Source organism: Micromonospora purpureochromogenes (genome assembly GCF_900091515.1).
GTDB lineage: Bacteria > Actinomycetota > Actinomycetes > Mycobacteriales > Micromonosporaceae > Micromonospora > Micromonospora purpureochromogenes.
The window spans coordinates 1,709,000-1,724,674 of the sequence record NZ_LT607410.1 but is presented as its reverse complement, the minus strand read 5'-3'; the positions used below and the strand labels follow the sequence as shown (position 1 = coordinate 1,724,674).

Below are 15,675 nucleotides of genomic sequence, written 5' to 3'. Positions count from 1 at the left end.
ACCGACGGCGACGGCGGACGGACATCGACACCCGACTGTCGCTCCCGCCCGCTACGCTGACCGACGGCCCGGCCGGTGGGCGGCAGCACACGCCGCACCGGCCCACCCTTCACGAGGAGAAATCCACAATGAACACTCGACGGCTGGCGACCACGGGGGTCGCGCTCGTCGCCGCGCTGGGTCTGTTGACCGGCTGCGGCAACCAGGACGGAGCGGACGCTCCAGCCGCCGGCGGAAGCGCCGCGAGCGTCGCCCCGAGCAGCAGCGCGTCGGTCGCTCCGCTCGACGAGCTGACCGCCGCCGCGCTCAAGCTCAACGAGGACAGCGTCCGGGCCACCATCACCTCGTCGGTGATCAGCGGCGGTGGCCTGATGGACCCGCGTTCCAAGGCGATGGACATGACCCTCGACATGGGCAGCCAGGGCAAGGTCCGGATGATCACCCTCGGCGACGACGCCTGGATGAAGATCAGCGGCATGGCGGGCGCACCGAAGAAGTGGCTGCACATGGACGCCACCAAGCTCGGCGCCAGCGGTCAGATGAACCTGATGCCCGACGGCGACCCGGGCGGCGCCAAGCAAATGATCAAGGGGGTCACCGAGGTCGAGAAGACCGGTGAGCACGCCTTCACCGGCACCCTCGACTACAGCAAGGCCAAGCCGGACGACAAGGGCATCAAGGCGCTCGGCGCCAAGGCCAAGGCGGTGCCGTTCACCGCGAAGACCGACGACCAGGGCCGGCTGATCGAGCTGGTCGTCGACACCACCGTGCTCTCCCCCGCGGCGGGCAAGCTCAAGACCACCTACACGGACTTCGGCGCGACCGTCGCCCCGCAGAAGCCGCCGGCCAGCCAGACCCAGGAGGCCCCGGAAGAGCTGATCAAGGCGTTCGGCGGCTGATCGCCCCGCACCCCGACGCGACGGGGCGGCACCGTGACCGGTGCCGCCCCGTCGTGCGTACGAGGGTCAGCCGCGCAGCGGCCGGCCCACCTCGTGCAGGTGCGCCAGCGCCTGCCGGTACGACTCGACCAGCCCGGTCTCGACGTACGGCACCTCGCGCTCGGCGCAGTACGCGTGCACGATCGGCTGCGCCCGGCGCAGGTTGCCCCGGGGCATGTTCGGGAACAGGTGGTGCTCGATCTGGTAGTTGAGCCCGCCCAGCGCGACGTCGACGAACCGGCCGCCCCGCACGTTGCGCGAGGTGAGCGCCTGCTTACGCAGGTAGTCCAGGTTGTCTTCCTCCGTCGGCATCGGCATGCCCTTGTGGTTCGGGGCGAACGCGCAGCCCATGTAGAGACCCCAGAGGCCCTGGTGGATGGCGATGAAGGCGAGCGCCTTCGCCGGCGACATCACCGCGAAGATCAGCCCCAGGTAGCCGGCGGCGTGCGCGGCGAGCAGCAGCGCCTCCACCCCCCGGTGCCGCATCGGCGTGGACCAGCCGCCGCCCGACCGACCGACCAGGGCCCGGACGCTGGCCACGTGCAGGTGGAAGCCCTCCAGCAGCAGCATCGGGAAGAACAGCCAGGCCTGCCGCCGCGCCAGCCAGCGCAGGTAGGGCGGCGTCGCCGCCGCCTGCTCGTACGTCCAGACCAGCGCGCCGCCGCCGACGTCCGGGTCCTCGTCGGTGTGGTTGGGGTTGGCGTGGTGCCGGTTGTGCTTGTCGACCCACCAGCCGTAGCTGAGCCCGACCGCCAGGTTGCCGGCGAGCAGACCGGCCAGCTCGCTCGGGCCCCGGCGGCGGAACATCTGCCGGTGCCCGGCGTCGTGGCCGAGGAAGGCGACCTGGGTGGTGGCCACCGCCATCCCCACCGCCATCAGCAGCTGCGCCCACGAGTCGCCGACCGCCACCACCGCGGCCCAGCCCGCCAGGAAGAAGGTCGCCGTCAGCGCGATGCGCACCGCGTACCGGCCGGGGCGGCGCTCGAGCAGGCCCGCCTCGCTGATCCGTCGGGACAACACGGCATAGTCACTGCCGCGTCGTACCGGTTGGTCCGCCACCGCTGAACGCGCCATCTCCGCTCCCTGTCCTCGGTCCGGGCCGCACCCGTTGGCGGGCCCACCCTTGATTCTCGCGGCGACAATTGCGCCTGGTAATCATGGCAACACCCCGATCCGTGGTGGTGTTGCCCCTACCTCAGCCCATCCGGCCGACGGCCGCGCGCAGCCGGGTCAGGTCACGCCGCCGCCGCTCGTACGTGGCGGCGAGGGCGATCAACGCGAGCCCGCCGACGGCCAGGAAGATCCACCGGGGCAGCCGATCCCAGCCGCGGACCAGCTCGTGCAGGGCCAGCAGGGCCAGCGTGGTCCCCCCGAGCACCACCGGCGCCTGCCAGCGCCGGGTGGCCCCGGCGAGCACCACGGCCAGCGCGGCGACCCCGAGCAGCAGCCGTCGCCAGGGCTGGGGCTCGGGGGCGACCAGCACCGACACCAGGCCGGGCAGCAGCGCGGCGGCCAACCCGGGGCCGAGCGCCAGCCAACTGGTCAACCCCGGCCGGGTACGCAGCGCGACCACCCCGGCGACCAGCGCCAGTCCCGCCGCCGGCAGGGTGTACGCCTCCAGCAGCACCACCCCGCCGGCGGCGAGCAGCAGCCAGGCGCCGAGCAGTTCGCTGCCGCCGGCGATCCCCGCCAAGGCCCACCGCCCGGTGGCGGACTCGGCCCGCCGCAGCACTCGCGGCGCCACCGCCGCACCCCAGAGCACGCAGACCGCCGCCGCGTGGCGCGGGGCGGACGCGGTGAGCAGCAGCGCCACCAGCGCCACGGCCTGGGCCGCGCCCTCCGCCGCCCGGCCGGTCACCGGCGTGCGCCGGGCCAGCGGCGGCGCGGCGTACAGCACCGCCACCGCCACCGCGAGCACCGCGAAACCGGCGGTCCGCAGCGGCAGCCCCGCCGCCAGCGACGCGGTCACCGCGAGGCCGGTGGCCGCGGCGACCGCCGCCAGGCAGCCGAGCAGCCGCACCTCGGCCCGCCGCCCGGCGACGCCGGCCACCGCCGCCGCCACGACCAGCAGCGCCAGGCCGGCGAGGGTGCCAGCCCGGGTGGCGAGCAGCCCGGTCAGCCCGGCCAGGGTCCAGAGCGTCCCCACCGGCACCGCGACCGCGCCCAGCAGGGGGCCCGGACGCCGCAGCGCGGCGACCAGCAGGGCCGCCAACCCGGTGAGCAGCGCCACCGCCGGCACCACCGGCCAGGGCGCGCCGGCCGCCGCCAGCAGCACCGGCAGCGCGGCGGCGGCGAAGGGCAGTGCCAGCAGGGCCGGGACGGCCGCGCCGCCTCCGGTCCGCCGGCCGACCAGCCCGGCGGCGACCGCCAGCACCAGCAGGGCCGCGCCGCCGACCCATCCGCCGGGCAGCGGCCCGGCCGCGGGTACGCCCGACCAGGGCTCGACCGGCCCGTCGTACGGGGACAGCAGCGCCGTCACGGCCACCGGGGCGGCGGCGAGCGCCGCGAGCACCGCCAGCACGGCGGCCACCACCCGGCCGACGGCCGACGCCGGGGTGTCCCGGTCGACGACCACCAGCAGCAGCGCGGCGAGCGCGGCGTAGAGCGGGACCGGCTCGGCGGCCGGTACGACCACCGGCGCCAGCCCGAGCACGCCGAGCGCCACGGCGGCGGCGGCCGAGGCGTACCCGTCGAGGTCGGGCCAGTGGCGGCGGACCGGGCCGAGCGCGACCAGCGGGACCACGGCGGCGGCGAAGCCGGCCCGCAGCTGCCACCAGGGGGCCGAGCCGGCGGCGAGGAGCGCGACGACCGTTCCCGCCGGCACGGCGAGCAGCGCCAGGGCCAGCCCGCCCCCGGCGACGGCGTGCTGCGCCGGGGTCCCCCGGCGGGCGAGGGCCGCCATCGCCAGCCCGGCGGGCAGCAGCACCCCGAGCGTCACCAGCATGCCGCCCGGTGCGGCCAGGGCCACCAGCAGACCGTGCCCGAGCAGCGCGGCGCCGGCCAGCGCCCCGACCACCACGGTCGGGGTGCGGCGCGCCGGCCGGACGACGGCCAGCAGGAGGGCCACCCCGACGAGGAGATCGACGGCGAGCGCCGCCGGCCACGGCGTGGCGGCCACCGCCGGCAGGGCGGAACCGGTCAGCGCGACACCGACCAGCGCGGTCACCGGACGGGCGGCCCGGGGCAGCAGCAGGCCGATCGCGGCGGCGGTCAGCGCGACGGCGACCGGAAGCTGCCAGCCCCAGGCAACCGTCGGGCCGGCCGCCGCGCCCCGCCACCCGGGCAGCGACCGGGCCACCGCGCCACCGGCGACCAGCAGGGTGGCCAGGACCCCCACCTGTGCCAGCGCGCCGGCGACGAGCAGGGCGCCGATGCGGGGGCCGGAGCGCAGCCGCGCCGGGACCATCCGGGCCGCCCCGGCCAGGGCGGCGGTCACCAGGGCGGCCGCCACCAGCAGCACCCCCGGACGCAGCTCGGCCACCGGGCGCAGCAGCGCGGCGGCCAGCAGCGGCACCAGCAGCGCCGCCGCGACCTGACGGAACACCCGGCCACCGGCGGCCCACGCCGCGCCGAGCAGGACCAGCCCCACCAGCAGCAACGGCGCCCCGGCCAGCAGCGGCCGGCCGGCGGCCCGGCCCCAGGCCAGCGGCACCAGCGCGCAGCCGGCGGCGAGCGCCGTCGCGGCACCGAAGCCGAGCCAGGCGAGCACCTGTCCGGCCCGCACGACGGCCGGGACGCGCGGCCCGGCGGCCGGCCCCCCACCGGCCGCCGGCCCCCCGATCCGCGCCCCCGGCCCCGTGGCCGGCGTCCCCCCGCCGACCACGGCCGGCACCCCACCGGCGGACGCCGGCTGGCCCGGGGCCGTGCCCTGGTCCGCCGCCCCGGCGGTGGCCGCACCGGGCGGAACCGGGGCGGCGGCGGGGGACGGCACCGGGCCGAGCTCGGCCGGCGCCGCCCAGCGGCGACGCAGCGCGACCACCACCACGAGGTCGAGCAACGCCACCCCGAGCAGGACCAGGGTCCACCCGGCGGCACCGGGGCGGGCCGCCACCGCCGCCAGCGGCAGCACCGGCTGCGCGACGAGGAGCGCCGCGAACCAGGGCACGGTCAACCGGCTGAGCCGGGCGTACCCGGCGGCGATGGCCGCGCCGGCCCCCCCGACCAGCGCGGCGTATCGGGCGCCCGGCCAGTCGGCCACGCCGAACAGGTCCACCGCCCAGGCGGCGTACCCGTCGAGGACCACCAGCAGCAGCCCCACCGCGGCGAAGGTCTCCGCAGTGCCCCGCAGCCCACGCCACACCGCGACCAGCGGCGCGGCCAGGGCCAGCACGGTGACGGCGGCCAGGATCGCGGCCCGCCCGGCGACCCCGACGGCGGCCCAGGCAACGGCGGTGAAGACCACCGCCGCAGTGCCGAGCAGCAGCCCGCCGAGGACGAACAGCAGCCCCTGCACCGTCCGGGTGGAGGTCTCCGGCCGGCCCGGCGGCGGCGGAACCGGAGCGGGTCGGACCGGGACCGGCGGTACCGACGGCAGCGGACCGGCCGGCACCGGCCGGGCGATCTCCGCGCGGACCCGGGCCGCCAGCTCCGCCCGCCGACGCTGCGCCGCGAGCAGCCGATCGGCGAGCCCCTGGTACGCCTCGCGGGCCCGCGCCACCTCCCGACCGAGCGCACGGATCTCCGCGTCCAGCCGGATCACCTCGGCGGCGGGCGGGTACGGCGGGCGGCCGCAGCCGGAACAGCCGCGGACGAGATCGGCGGGCGCGCCGCAGCCGGGGCAGGGGTAGCCGGTGTTCTCCACCCGGCCATCCTCGCGGCCGGGCGGGGGCGCGCCCAGAGTGCGCGTACCTAGGTCGGTCAACCTGCCGCAGGCGGCGGTGTTTGGTCCCGTGCGGCGGTCAGCCGAGCCAGCGGCCGTCGCGCATGAGGACGCGTCCCCGCAGCTCGTTCGCCTCCCGCCAGGCCTGGATGCGCTGCGGCCGGATCAGGAAGTACTGATAGGGCTCGTCGAGTTCGCGCGGGTCGAAACCGGTCCTGGTCGCGAACGCGTCGCCCAGCTCCGGGCCGAGGTCGGCGATGGCCACCGGCTCGGCGGTGCCGTCGACGATGACGACATCGCGCGTCGGCCCGAGGCTGAGCCGCACCCGGCCGTCCGCCAGCAGGTTGCGGCCGGTGACCGAGGCGCGCGGCGTCGAGATGAGGAACGCGGTCCCGTCCCAGAGGTACGAGAGCGGGATGAGGTGGACGCCGCCCGGGGAGCCCGACGTCGCGACCCAGAGATCGACGTCGCTCTCCAGCTTCGCGCGGGTGTCCCGCAGCCTCTCCTCGAGCCCACGCGGCGGTGCGCCCGTCATGCTTCCTCCAGTCACTTCGTGGCGAGCCCTTCCTGCGTGGGTGCCAGCGAGGCGGCCTCCCAGGCGAACCCGTCCGGGTCGGTGAACGGCCCGGCAGCGCCGCCGATCACGAGCCGGTGCGATCCGGTGCCGTCGGGAGTGACGCCGACGTCCTTGGCCAGGGCACGGCGCCGGTACAGCGCCAGCTTGACGGGACTCGACCCGGCAGCGAACTCGACGTACATGCGGCTGAAGCTCTTCGCCACGGCGAGGCCGCGCTCGACGTAGAACCGCTTGCTCGCGGCCACGTCCGCGACCCCCAGCAGGAGCACGAACTCGTCGATCTGCCGGGTGGCCGGGCCGGTGTCCTTCTTCGCCGAGGTCGCGACCTTCCAGATCGTCCCGTCCGGGGCTTGTACGACACCGCCGTAGCCCCAGAGCGACTTGGCGGCAGGCTTCAGCGACGTGGCACCGGCGTCCAGGGCAGCGCCGATGAAGCCGTCGACGGTGGCCGGCTGGGACACCGTGAGGGCCAGCAGGAACCCACGGAAGCCGGTCGTCGGTGCCGCCGAGGCCCGCAGGCGGATCTGCGTGTCCAGCCCGAAGGCGGTGGTGTAGAAGCGCTCGGCGACCGTGGGGTCGGCCACTTCGAGGGTGACGGATTCGATGTTTGCCATGGTCATCACGCTAGGAGCGGCTCGGCGACCGGCGCTTCTCGATTCCTGACCGGTCTGGTCACCTGTTTCGCCACACACGGCGGCATCCCCGCCGCAGCACCCACCGCACGCCGTCGGTAGGCGCTGGGCGGCATCCCGACCAGCTCGGTGAAGCGGGTGCTGAAGGTGCCCAGCGACGAGCAGCCGACCGCGAAGCAGACCTCGGTGACGCTGAGGTCGCCACGACGCAGCAGCGCCATGGCGCGCTCGATGCGCCGCTTCATCAGATAGGAGTACGGCGATTCGCCGTAGGCCTGCCGGAACTGGCGGCTGAGGTGCCCGGCCGACATGTTCGCGCCGCGGGCGAGCGCCTCGACGTCCAGCGGCTGCGCGTACTCCCGGTCGATCCGGTCGCGGACCCGGCGCAGCCGGGCGAGGTCACTCAGGCGCTGCGCCTCGGCGAGTGCGCGCCCCCATGAGGGGTGACACATGGGAGAACTCCTTTCATCGATGTCCGTGAGCACCCGGGTCCCCTGCCGAGCAGGCGACCGGGGTGCTCGACGACCGGAGGGTTCAGCGGAGTTCCTGGATGCGGACCAGGTTGCCCGCGGGATCGCGGAAGGCGCAGTCGCGGATGCCGTACGGCTGCTCGATCGGCTCCTGGACGACCTCGGCGTCGCCGGCCTGCAGCTTCTCGAAGGTGCCGTCGAGGTCCCGGGTGGCCAGCAGGATCCAGCCGTAAGTGCCCTTGGCCATCATCTCGGCGATGGTGCGGCGCTCGTCCTCGGTGACCCCGGGGTCGACGGCCGGCGGCGCCAGGAGGATGGACGTGTCGGGCTGGCCGACGGGGCCGACCGTGATCCACCGCATCTTGCCCTGTCCGACGTCGTTGCGGACCTCGAAGCCGAGGACGTCGCGGTAGAAGGCCAGGGAGGCGTCCGGGTCGACATGCGGCAGGACGCTGGTGTGAATGGTGATGTCCATGACGATCACGTTAGGTGCGCACCATGACCCGCACTTCTCGATTCCTGATCGATCCGGCCACCTGCTCCGCCAGGTACCCCTAAATACGGGTGTTCTCGTGCACCCAGGCGGCGTACGCCGGCTCCCCGCACTCCACCCGGGACACCAGGATCTCCGGCACCTCGTACGGATGGGCGGCGCGGAGCCGGTCGACCAGCGCGACCACCCGGTCGGGGGCGGTCTTGAACTGCACCGACCACTCGCTGCCGGTCTCCACGGCGGACCGCCACCAGTAGGTGCTGTCGACCTGGCCGCCCACCTGCGCGCAGGCCGCCAGCCGCCCGGCGACCGCCTCGGCCGCGAGCGCGTCCGCGACCGGGCGCGCGTCCACCACCGTCGTGACCACGCAGATCTGTTCCATCAGCGCACCCTACGCGGCGTCGCCACGGCCGGCCCCGACCCGCGCGGTCAGCCGGTCGACACGCCGTCGCGGTTGGCGGCGACCCAGGTGTCGATCCGGGCCCACCAGTCGAAGAGCCAGTCGATGCGCTCCTGCCGGTCGGTCGGCACCTGCTCCGGCGGCACCGACCAGAAGCGCATCACGATCCGCTTGTCCATCGGCAGCTCCCGCCAGACGTCGGCCACGGTGACCATCCGGTCCAGCCCGGTGTGCGCCACGAAGATCACCCCGGCATCCGGGGCGGCGTCCAGCGCGGCGAGCAGTCCGCCGGGCTGCGGCGCCAGCACGTGCCGCATCCGCTCGGCGCGCGCCGCCATCCGCTCCAGCCCGAGCGCGCGGAGCCGGGCGATGGCCCGCAGCCGGCGGCCGGGCGTGAAGTTGCCGCCCTCCGGGAAGATCACGAACGCGTCGTCGTCGTCGAGGTCGGTGGCGAGCTGGCCGACCTGCCGGACCGCCGAGTCACGGCCGTCCGGGCCGGGCGCGATGAACCGGTTGGGCAACCGGTTGAGCAGCACGTCGATCGCCGGGTCCCACTGCAGGCTCTCCTTGAGCACGATCCGCGGCTCGCGGTGGAACCAGTTGACCAGCGCGTGGATCAGGATGAACGAGTCACCCGGCCCGGCGTGCCGGCAGAGCACCAGCTCCGGCCGGCCGGGCAGGGCCGTGTCCGGGTCGGTGCCGACCACGTCGATGCTCAGCCGCAGCGTCCAGCGAGCCTGCCAGAAGAGCACCCGCAGGAAGCGGCCGGCGAGCACGTAGTGCGCGCGCTGGAAGGCCGGCGAGCGCTTGAACAGCCCGAACCCGGACGCCAGCCAGAGCAGGAAGAGCGCGGCCAGCGCCGCCGCGTCCCAGACCAGGTAGACGGAGCCGATCCAGAGCAGGCGCAGCGGCCGCAGCCGGCCGGGCACGAAGGGCGACAGCGCCAGGCCGAGCAGCGCCCAGACCGGCACCGTGAGGACCACGGCCAGCGCGAGCAGCACCACGCCGGGGGCCAGCAGCATCCGGCGTACCCACCGGGGTGGCAGCGGCATCAGTGGTCCAGTTGGGTGGCCAGGTAGTGCCGGGAGGCGGTGTAGGCCCGGCTGATCCGCCGCCCCACCGCCGCCATGTCCCGGTAGGCCCACGGGCTGTCGTCGCGGGGCTTCAGCCCACCGGTGGGCAGCACGTGCACCTCCACCCCGTCGGGCAGCGCCGCCATCTCCCGGGCGAACCGGTGCCGCCGGGCGATCTCGAACGCGACCTGGGCGATCTCCCAGGGCCGCTGGGGCGGCGTCAGCTCCCGTTCGATCCGACCCACCTGGAGTACGAAGATCTGCCGCGCGCCCAGCGCCACCGCCTCACCGATCGGGATGGAGTTGACGATCCCCCCGTCGATGTAGTGCTGGTCGTCGATCCGGGCCGGTGGCAGCAGCCCGGGCACGGAGGCCGAGGCGAGCACGGCCGGCACCAGCGGACCGCTGTCGAACCAGTGCTCGGCGGCCCGCTCGATGTTCGCCGCGCAGCAACGGAACGGCACCTTCAGGTCGGCGAAGGTGGTCTCGGCGCCCAGTTCGGACTCCAGCAGCTTGCGCAGCGGCCGGGGCGAGTGCAGGTGGGTACGCGCGGCGAACCGGCGCAGCTGGCGGGCGACCGAGTCGCCGTACACCTCGCTCGCCTCCGGCGAGGCCCAGAGCCGGACCAGCCGGTCGGTGACCGCCTCGGTCGGGTCGGCGGCGACCAGCGCGCCGTTGACCGCCCCGATGGAGGTGCCGAGCACCACGTCCGGGCGGATCCGGGCGCGAAACAAGGCGCGCAGCATGCCCACCTCGACCGCGCCGAGCACTCCCCCGCCGCCGAGCACGAACGCCACCGGACCCCCAGCCATGTCGTTCATCCTGGCACGTGCCCGCCGCCGGGCCCGGTCCAGCCGCTGGTCACCCGGGTCCGGCCGGGTCCAGGTGGCGGCGCGCGAGCCGTCCACGACGGAGGGTGACCGCGAATTCGGACGACCGTTGACACCGCGGACACATTCCCGCAACCTGATACCGCCCCCACCCCCAGGCAGGTGCGATCACTGATGGCAGCGCTGCACGCCGGCAGGTTGCTGGCCCGCCGGTACCGGCTCGTCGACCAGATCGGGGCCGGTGGCATGTCGGTGATCTGGCGGGCCCGCGACGAGGTGCTCGACCGGATCGTCGCGGTCAAGGTGCTCGCTCCCTCCCTGGCCGCGGACGCCCGCTTCCGGGACATGGTCCGCGAGGAGGCCCGCTCCGCCGCCCAGCTGGTCCACCCGCACGTGACCTCGGTGCACGACTACGGCGAGACGCTCGCCCCGGACGGCTCGATCACCTCCTTCGTGGTGATGGAGCTGCTCACCGGGGAGGAGCTGGAGCACCGGCTCACCGAGGGGCCGCTGCCCTGGGCCGATGCGGTCGAGGTGGGCGCCCAGGTGGCCGAGGCCCTCGCGGCCGCGCACCGGCTCGGCATCGTGCACCGGGACATCACCCCGTCCAACGTGATGATGACCCGGGTCGGCGCGAAGGTGCTGGACTTCGGCATCGCCACCCACGTCGGCGCCCCGGACGAGGACGAGGACGGCGGCACCTTCGGCACCCCCGCGTACGTGGCGCCGGAGCGGCTCAACGGGGCGCCGGCCCAGCCGGCCACCGACGTCTACTCCCTCGGCGTGCTGCTCTACGAGACGCTGACCGGCCAGGTGCCGTACCCGGCGGACACCTGGGAGCAGCTCGGCGAGGCGCTGGCCGACGACGAACCGCCCACCCTGGACGGTGTGCCGGGGCTGCCGCCGGCGGTCGCCCGTACCTGCCTGCGCTGCCTGGCCCGCGACCCGCGCGACCGGCCCACCGCGCATCAGGTGGCCGCGGCACTGCGCGACCAGCTGCTGCCCGGCGACCCGCAGGCGGCCACGATGCTCGCGCCGACCGTGACCCTGCCCGCGCTGCCCGGCCAGCCGGCCGGGCAGGCGGCCGGGCAGGCGGCCGGGCAGGCGGCCGGGCAGGCGGCCGGGCAGGCGGCCGGGCAGGCGGCCGGGCAGGCGGCCGGGCAGGCGGAACCGGCCGGACGATCCGGGCAGACCGCAGCGCCGTCGCGACGGCAGCCGCTGCTGGTGGTGGCCGGGCTGGTGGTGGTGACCACGGCCGCCGCGCTGCTCGCCCCGACCCTGGTGCCGGAGTCCACGCCGCCGCCGGACGCCCGGCGGACCGGCGCCCCGGCGGTGCAGCCGGCGATCCCGCCCGCCGAACCGGCCACCCTCCCGCCACGGGAGCCGACCACGGCGGCGACCAACGCGCCGCCGCCCCGACCGCGACCCACCCCGGACGGCGGGCAGGGCGCCGGCGGGCTCACCGAGGCCGCCGAGCGGCTGCGCCGGCTCATCGACGACGGGGTACGTCTCGGCGACGTCCGCGCCGACGTCGGCACCGACCTGCGCAACGTGCTGGCCAACCTGACCCGGGCGGCCGCCGACGGGCGCTCCGACCTGGCCGAGCCGGTGGCGCTGCTGCGCGAGAAGGTCACCCACCGCGTCGACGAGGGCGGCATCACCCCGGCGTACGCACGCCGGCTCGACGCGGCCATCGTGGACCTCGGCACCAGCCGGGTCTGACCTCCGGTCGGGGCTGCGCCCGTCCGGCGGCTCGCGGTCAGCGGGTGGCGACCGGCGTCGGCTCCCGGGCGAGGGCGACCTGCCGGTACACCGCCTCGTAGCCCTCGGCCATCCGGTCGGTGGAGAAGTTCCGGGCCACGTGCGCGACGGCGGCCGCCGGGTCCAGCCGGTCCGCCGCCCGCAGCGCCGCCGGCAACTCGTCGGCGCGGTCCCGGATCAGCCCGGTGACCCCGTCCACCACCAGCTCCGGCACGGCGCCGCGTCGCAGCGCCACGACCGGCGTACCGGTCGCCATCGCCTCCACCATCACCATGCCGAACGGCTCGTCCCACTGGATCGGCATGATCAGGCAGCGCGCGTCCACCATCAGCCGGATGGTCGCCTCCCGGTCGGCGTTGAACACCACGGTGACGTCCTCGTCCAGCAGCGGCTCGACGACCTCGGCGAAGTAGCGCCGCTCGGCGGGCTCGTTGCACTTGCCGGCCAGGGTCAGCGGCAGGCCCGCCTGCCGGCAGGCGCGGATCGCGAGGTCCGGGCCCTTGTCGGGGCTGAACCGGGCCAGCCAGAGCACCGGGCCCCGGCCAGGGTCCTGCTTGTGCGGGAACTCCCGCGGGTCCATCGCGTTGTGCACGGTCCCCACCCAGGGCAGGCCCGGGTTCAGCCGGCGCTGCGTGTGCGAGATGGCCACCAGCCCCACGCCCCGGTCGACGTCGCTGAGCACGGTGCCGTACTCGCCGACGGGGTTGCCGTGCACGGTGGCCACGGTCGGTACCGCCCGCCGGCCGGCGACCAGCGGGCCGATCGTGGTGTGGTCGTGGATCACGTCGAAGTCGGCTTCGGTGACCAGGTGCTTCACCCGGGCCAGGTGGGCCAGTTCCGGCAGCGCCTCGCCGAGCCGGGCGTACTGGAGGTCCTCGACGGTGGAGACGAAATCGGCGGCGGTGCCGTGGTGCCGGCCCGCGCCGAACAGGGTCACCCCGTGGCCGCGCTCGACCAGCCGGTCCACCAGCCCGTGCACCACCTGTTCCAGCCCGCCGTAGCCGGGCGGCGGCACCGACAGCCACGGCGGGACCACCATCGCGATCCGCAGCGGCCTTCCCGGCGGGCTCTCCGACGGACGGTGGGTCACGGCCACAGGTCCTCCCCGTTGCTTCCCGGTGAGCGGGATCGGCGGCGATTTCCCCACCCCGGCTGCGCTAAACGGACATTCGGCGGACGCGGCGGGCGGCTCACCCGGTGACGACGAGACGGTCGTCGACGGCCCGTACGCCCGGTGCCGACCAGGCGACCCGCTCCGCCTCGTCCCGCTCCCACCAGGAGCGGACGGTGCCGCCCAAAACGACGATGTCGCCGGCCAGCTCGACGGTGATCGCCTCGGTGCCGGTCCGGCGGCGCAACGCCCGGCGCAGGTCCAGGGCGGTCTGCTCGGCGCTGGGCGGGGCCGGCGGCACCACCTCGACCAGGTTGGTCACCCCGCGTACGCCCCGCAGCCGGCGCAGCTCCTGCTCGGCGGTGCGCCGCTGGTAGCCGAACTCCACCTCGCCGCGCAGCATCAGCCAGCCGGCGGAGACCGTCACGTCCAGCCGCTCGGCGGGCACGAAGCTGTCCCATTCCAGCGCCCGTACGGCGGCGAGGGCGAGTTCACCGTCGTCCTGACCGTCCAGGCCGGGCAGGCGTACCTCGATGTCGTCGGCGACGGCCCGCACGCCTCGTACCCGGTGCGCGCAGCGTTGCGCCGCCCACTTGCGGGCGTAGCTGTCCACCCGGCCGGTCAGGGTGACCACGCCCTCGGCGACGCTCACCCCGATCTCGTGCGGCTGGGCCTGCGGGTCCCAGGCCAGTTCGTCGAGCACGTCGCGCTGGATGTCCGGATCGGTGCGGGTGGCCGCTGCCGTCGTCATCACGTCCCCTCCCGTGCGGTCGGCTCCTGGCGAGAATGCCGACTGCCCGGGTGAGGCCGGTTCACCCGGTTGGGGTGAACCGGCACCGGACCGGCGTCGGGTGCCACGGGGTGCGAAAAAGGCGACGGGTGACGGAGCCAACCCCCTTGGCTCCGCCACCCGCCGCCCCGGAGGAGGCAGGTCTGGTGTTATGACGTCTCGGCGAGCGTCACGGTTGCCTTCGCCTCGGCACCATTTCGCTTGTAGGTCACCTCGACCCGGTCGCCGACCTTGCCGGCCTGCACGGCGCCGACCAGGTCGTTGGAGTCCTTGACGACCTTGTCGCCGAACCGGGTGATCACGTCGCCCCGCTGGATGCCGGCCTTCTCGGCGGCGCTGCCCGGCACGACCGCGGCGACCAGCGCCCCGCCGTCCTCGGCGGCGTTGACGCTCACCCCGAGGGACGGGTGGCTGACCTTCTCGCCGCGCTGGAGCTTCTCGGCGACGTCCTTGGCCTTGTTGCTGGGGATCGCGAAGCCGACGCCGATGTTGCCGCTGCTGCCCTGTCCGGCGGTGGCGATCGCGGTGTTGATGCCGATCACCTCACCCCGGGTGTTGACCAGCGCGCCGCCGGAGTTGCCGGGGTTGATCGGCGCGTCGGTCTGGAGCAGCCCGGAGATCGAGCTGGCACCCTGCTGCGGGTTCTGCTGCCCGTTCTCGCCGGCCTGGATGGTCCGGTCCCGGGCGCTGAGGATGCCGGCGGTGACCGAGCCCTGCAGGCCCAGCGGGCTGCCCAGGGCGAGCACCTGGTCGCCGACCTGCATTCCGTCGCTGTCGCCGAACTTCGCGGCCTTCAGGTCGCTGACGCCGCTGGCCTTGACCACGGCGAGGTCGGTCTTCGGGTCGGTACCGACGATCTTGGCCTGGGCGCTCTTGCCGTCGGCGAAGACCACCCGGACCGTGTCGCCGGAGGCGGAGGCGACCACGTGGTTGTTGGTCAGCACGAAGCCGTCCGCGCTCAGGACCACGCCGGAGCCCTCGCCGTTGTCCGTGATGATGGAGACCACGCTGTCCTGCACGGCGGCGGCGATCTTCGGCAGGTCGGCGCTGTTGATCACCGGGGCGGCCGAGTAGGTGCGGGTGATGCCGCCGGAGTCGCCGTCGACCGCGAGAGCGAGCGCGCCACCGGCCACGCCGGAGCCGAGCATCAGGGCGAAGACCGCCACGCCGGCGCCGACGAACTTGGCCACCTTCGAGGGGCGCGGGCCGGCGGCCCAGGGCGGCACCGGCTGCCCGCCGTGCTGCGGCGGGACCGGCCCACCGGGCCCCTGGGCACCCGGGTAGCCCGCCGTCCAGCCGGACTGCTGGCCGGGCTGGTAGCCGGCGGCCGGGTACTGACCGGGGGACGGGTACGGCTGGTAGCCGGGTCGGTAGGCCTGCTCGCCACCGTGCGCCCCGCCCGGGTACGGCGCGGCGGAGGCCTGACCCGCCTGCGGGTACCCGGCCGACGGGTACCCGGCACCGGGAGTCTGGCCGGCGTACGGCGCGGCGGAGGTCTGCCCGGCGCCCGGGTACGGGGCGGCGGAGGTCTGGCCGGCGTACGGGGCGGCGGAGGTCTGGGCGTCCGGCGTGGTGCCGGCGCTCGGCTCGGTGCCGGCCGGCTCCCCCGCGGTGCCGGCGGCGTCGCCCGGGGCGGCCGGGCGAGGTTCGGTGGAGTCGGACTGCCCGCGCTCGACGCGGGACAGCTCGGCGGTGGCGTGCGACGGCTCCGCGTCGGGGGCGGCCGGCCGCCGCTGCGGGTCGGTCTCGAACTCGGTCATGGCTCCACTTTCTCCCGTCGC

Annotated in this window: 14 protein-coding genes; 2 read left to right on the top strand and 12 right to left on the bottom strand. The window is 75.4% G+C overall.

Annotation, left to right across the window (positions count from 1 at the left end):
- The first annotated feature begins 128 nt into the window (after positions 1-128).
- Positions 129-899 (top strand): hypothetical protein, encoded by a 771-nt coding sequence (locus GA0074696_RS08095; RefSeq protein ID WP_088960511.1) that lies wholly within the window; start codon positions 129-131, stop codon positions 897-899.
- Between the two features lie 66 nt (positions 900-965).
- Here GA0074696_RS08095 and GA0074696_RS08090 read toward each other — a convergent pair whose 3' ends face one another.
- From GA0074696_RS08090 to GA0074696_RS08050, 9 genes are all read right to left on the bottom strand, one after another.
- Complete coding sequence (locus GA0074696_RS08090; protein ID WP_088960510.1) at positions 966-2,012, bottom strand: fatty acid desaturase family protein; 1,047 nt, start codon at positions 2,010-2,012, stop codon at positions 966-968.
- A gap of 121 nt (positions 2,013-2,133) precedes the next feature.
- The gene (locus GA0074696_RS08085) at positions 2,134-5,739 is read right to left on the bottom strand and encodes an SCO7613 C-terminal domain-containing membrane protein (protein WP_088960509.1); all 3,606 of its coding nucleotides are present in this window, start codon (positions 5,737-5,739) and stop codon (positions 2,134-2,136) included.
- Positions 5,740-5,836: 97 nt separating this feature from the next.
- Positions 5,837-6,292: a pyridoxamine 5'-phosphate oxidase family protein gene (locus tag GA0074696_RS08080; protein ID WP_088960508.1), complete on the bottom strand. Its 456-nt coding sequence runs from the start codon at positions 6,290-6,292 to the stop codon at positions 5,837-5,839.
- Positions 6,293-6,303: 11 nt separating this feature from the next.
- A complete protein-coding gene (locus tag GA0074696_RS08075) occupies positions 6,304-6,948 on the bottom strand; it encodes a VOC family protein (protein ID WP_088964433.1) in 645 nt (214 codons plus the stop codon).
- A gap of 5 nt (positions 6,949-6,953) precedes the next feature.
- Positions 6,954-7,418, bottom strand: coding sequence for a helix-turn-helix transcriptional regulator (locus GA0074696_RS08070; RefSeq protein ID WP_088960507.1), 465 nt, complete (start codon positions 7,416-7,418; stop codon positions 6,954-6,956).
- 82 nt (positions 7,419-7,500) lie between these two features.
- Positions 7,501-7,911, bottom strand: a complete 411-nt coding sequence (locus tag GA0074696_RS08065; protein WP_088964432.1) for a VOC family protein — start codon at positions 7,909-7,911, stop codon at positions 7,501-7,503.
- Between the two features lie 79 nt (positions 7,912-7,990).
- Positions 7,991-8,311 (bottom strand): divalent-cation tolerance protein CutA, encoded by a 321-nt coding sequence (gene cutA / locus GA0074696_RS08060; protein ID WP_088960506.1) that lies wholly within the window; start codon positions 8,309-8,311, stop codon positions 7,991-7,993.
- A gap of 47 nt (positions 8,312-8,358) precedes the next feature.
- A complete protein-coding gene (locus tag GA0074696_RS08055; protein WP_088960505.1) occupies positions 8,359-9,381 on the bottom strand; it encodes a 1-acyl-sn-glycerol-3-phosphate acyltransferase in 1,023 nt (340 codons plus the stop codon).
- Positions 9,381-10,214 carry a patatin-like phospholipase family protein gene (locus GA0074696_RS08050; protein ID WP_088964431.1) on the bottom strand — a complete coding sequence of 278 codons (834 nt, stop codon included), beginning with the start codon at positions 10,212-10,214 and terminating at the stop codon, positions 9,381-9,383. The genes GA0074696_RS08055 and GA0074696_RS08050 overlap by 1 nt, the downstream gene beginning before the upstream one ends.
- 192 nt (positions 10,215-10,406) lie before the next feature.
- Here GA0074696_RS08050 and GA0074696_RS32210 point away from each other — a divergent pair, with 192 nt between their 5' ends.
- Positions 10,407-11,954, top strand: a complete 1,548-nt coding sequence (locus tag GA0074696_RS32210; RefSeq protein WP_088960504.1) for a serine/threonine-protein kinase — start codon at positions 10,407-10,409, stop codon at positions 11,952-11,954.
- Between the two features lie 37 nt (positions 11,955-11,991).
- Here the strand turns inward: GA0074696_RS32210 and GA0074696_RS08040 are convergent, their stop codons facing one another.
- From GA0074696_RS08040 to GA0074696_RS08030, 3 genes are all read right to left on the bottom strand, one after another.
- Positions 11,992-13,032 (bottom strand): glycosyltransferase family 4 protein, encoded by a 1,041-nt coding sequence (locus GA0074696_RS08040; protein ID WP_088964430.1) that lies wholly within the window; start codon positions 13,030-13,032, stop codon positions 11,992-11,994.
- A 151-nt stretch (positions 13,033-13,183) separates the two neighbouring features.
- Positions 13,184-13,855, bottom strand: a complete 672-nt coding sequence (locus GA0074696_RS08035) for a BON domain-containing protein (protein ID WP_088960503.1) — start codon at positions 13,853-13,855, stop codon at positions 13,184-13,186.
- 188 nt (positions 13,856-14,043) lie between these two features.
- Positions 14,044-15,654 carry a S1C family serine protease gene (locus GA0074696_RS08030; protein ID WP_088960502.1) on the bottom strand — a complete coding sequence of 537 codons (1,611 nt, stop codon included), beginning with the start codon at positions 15,652-15,654 and terminating at the stop codon, positions 14,044-14,046.
- Positions 15,655-15,675 lie beyond the last annotated feature (21 nt).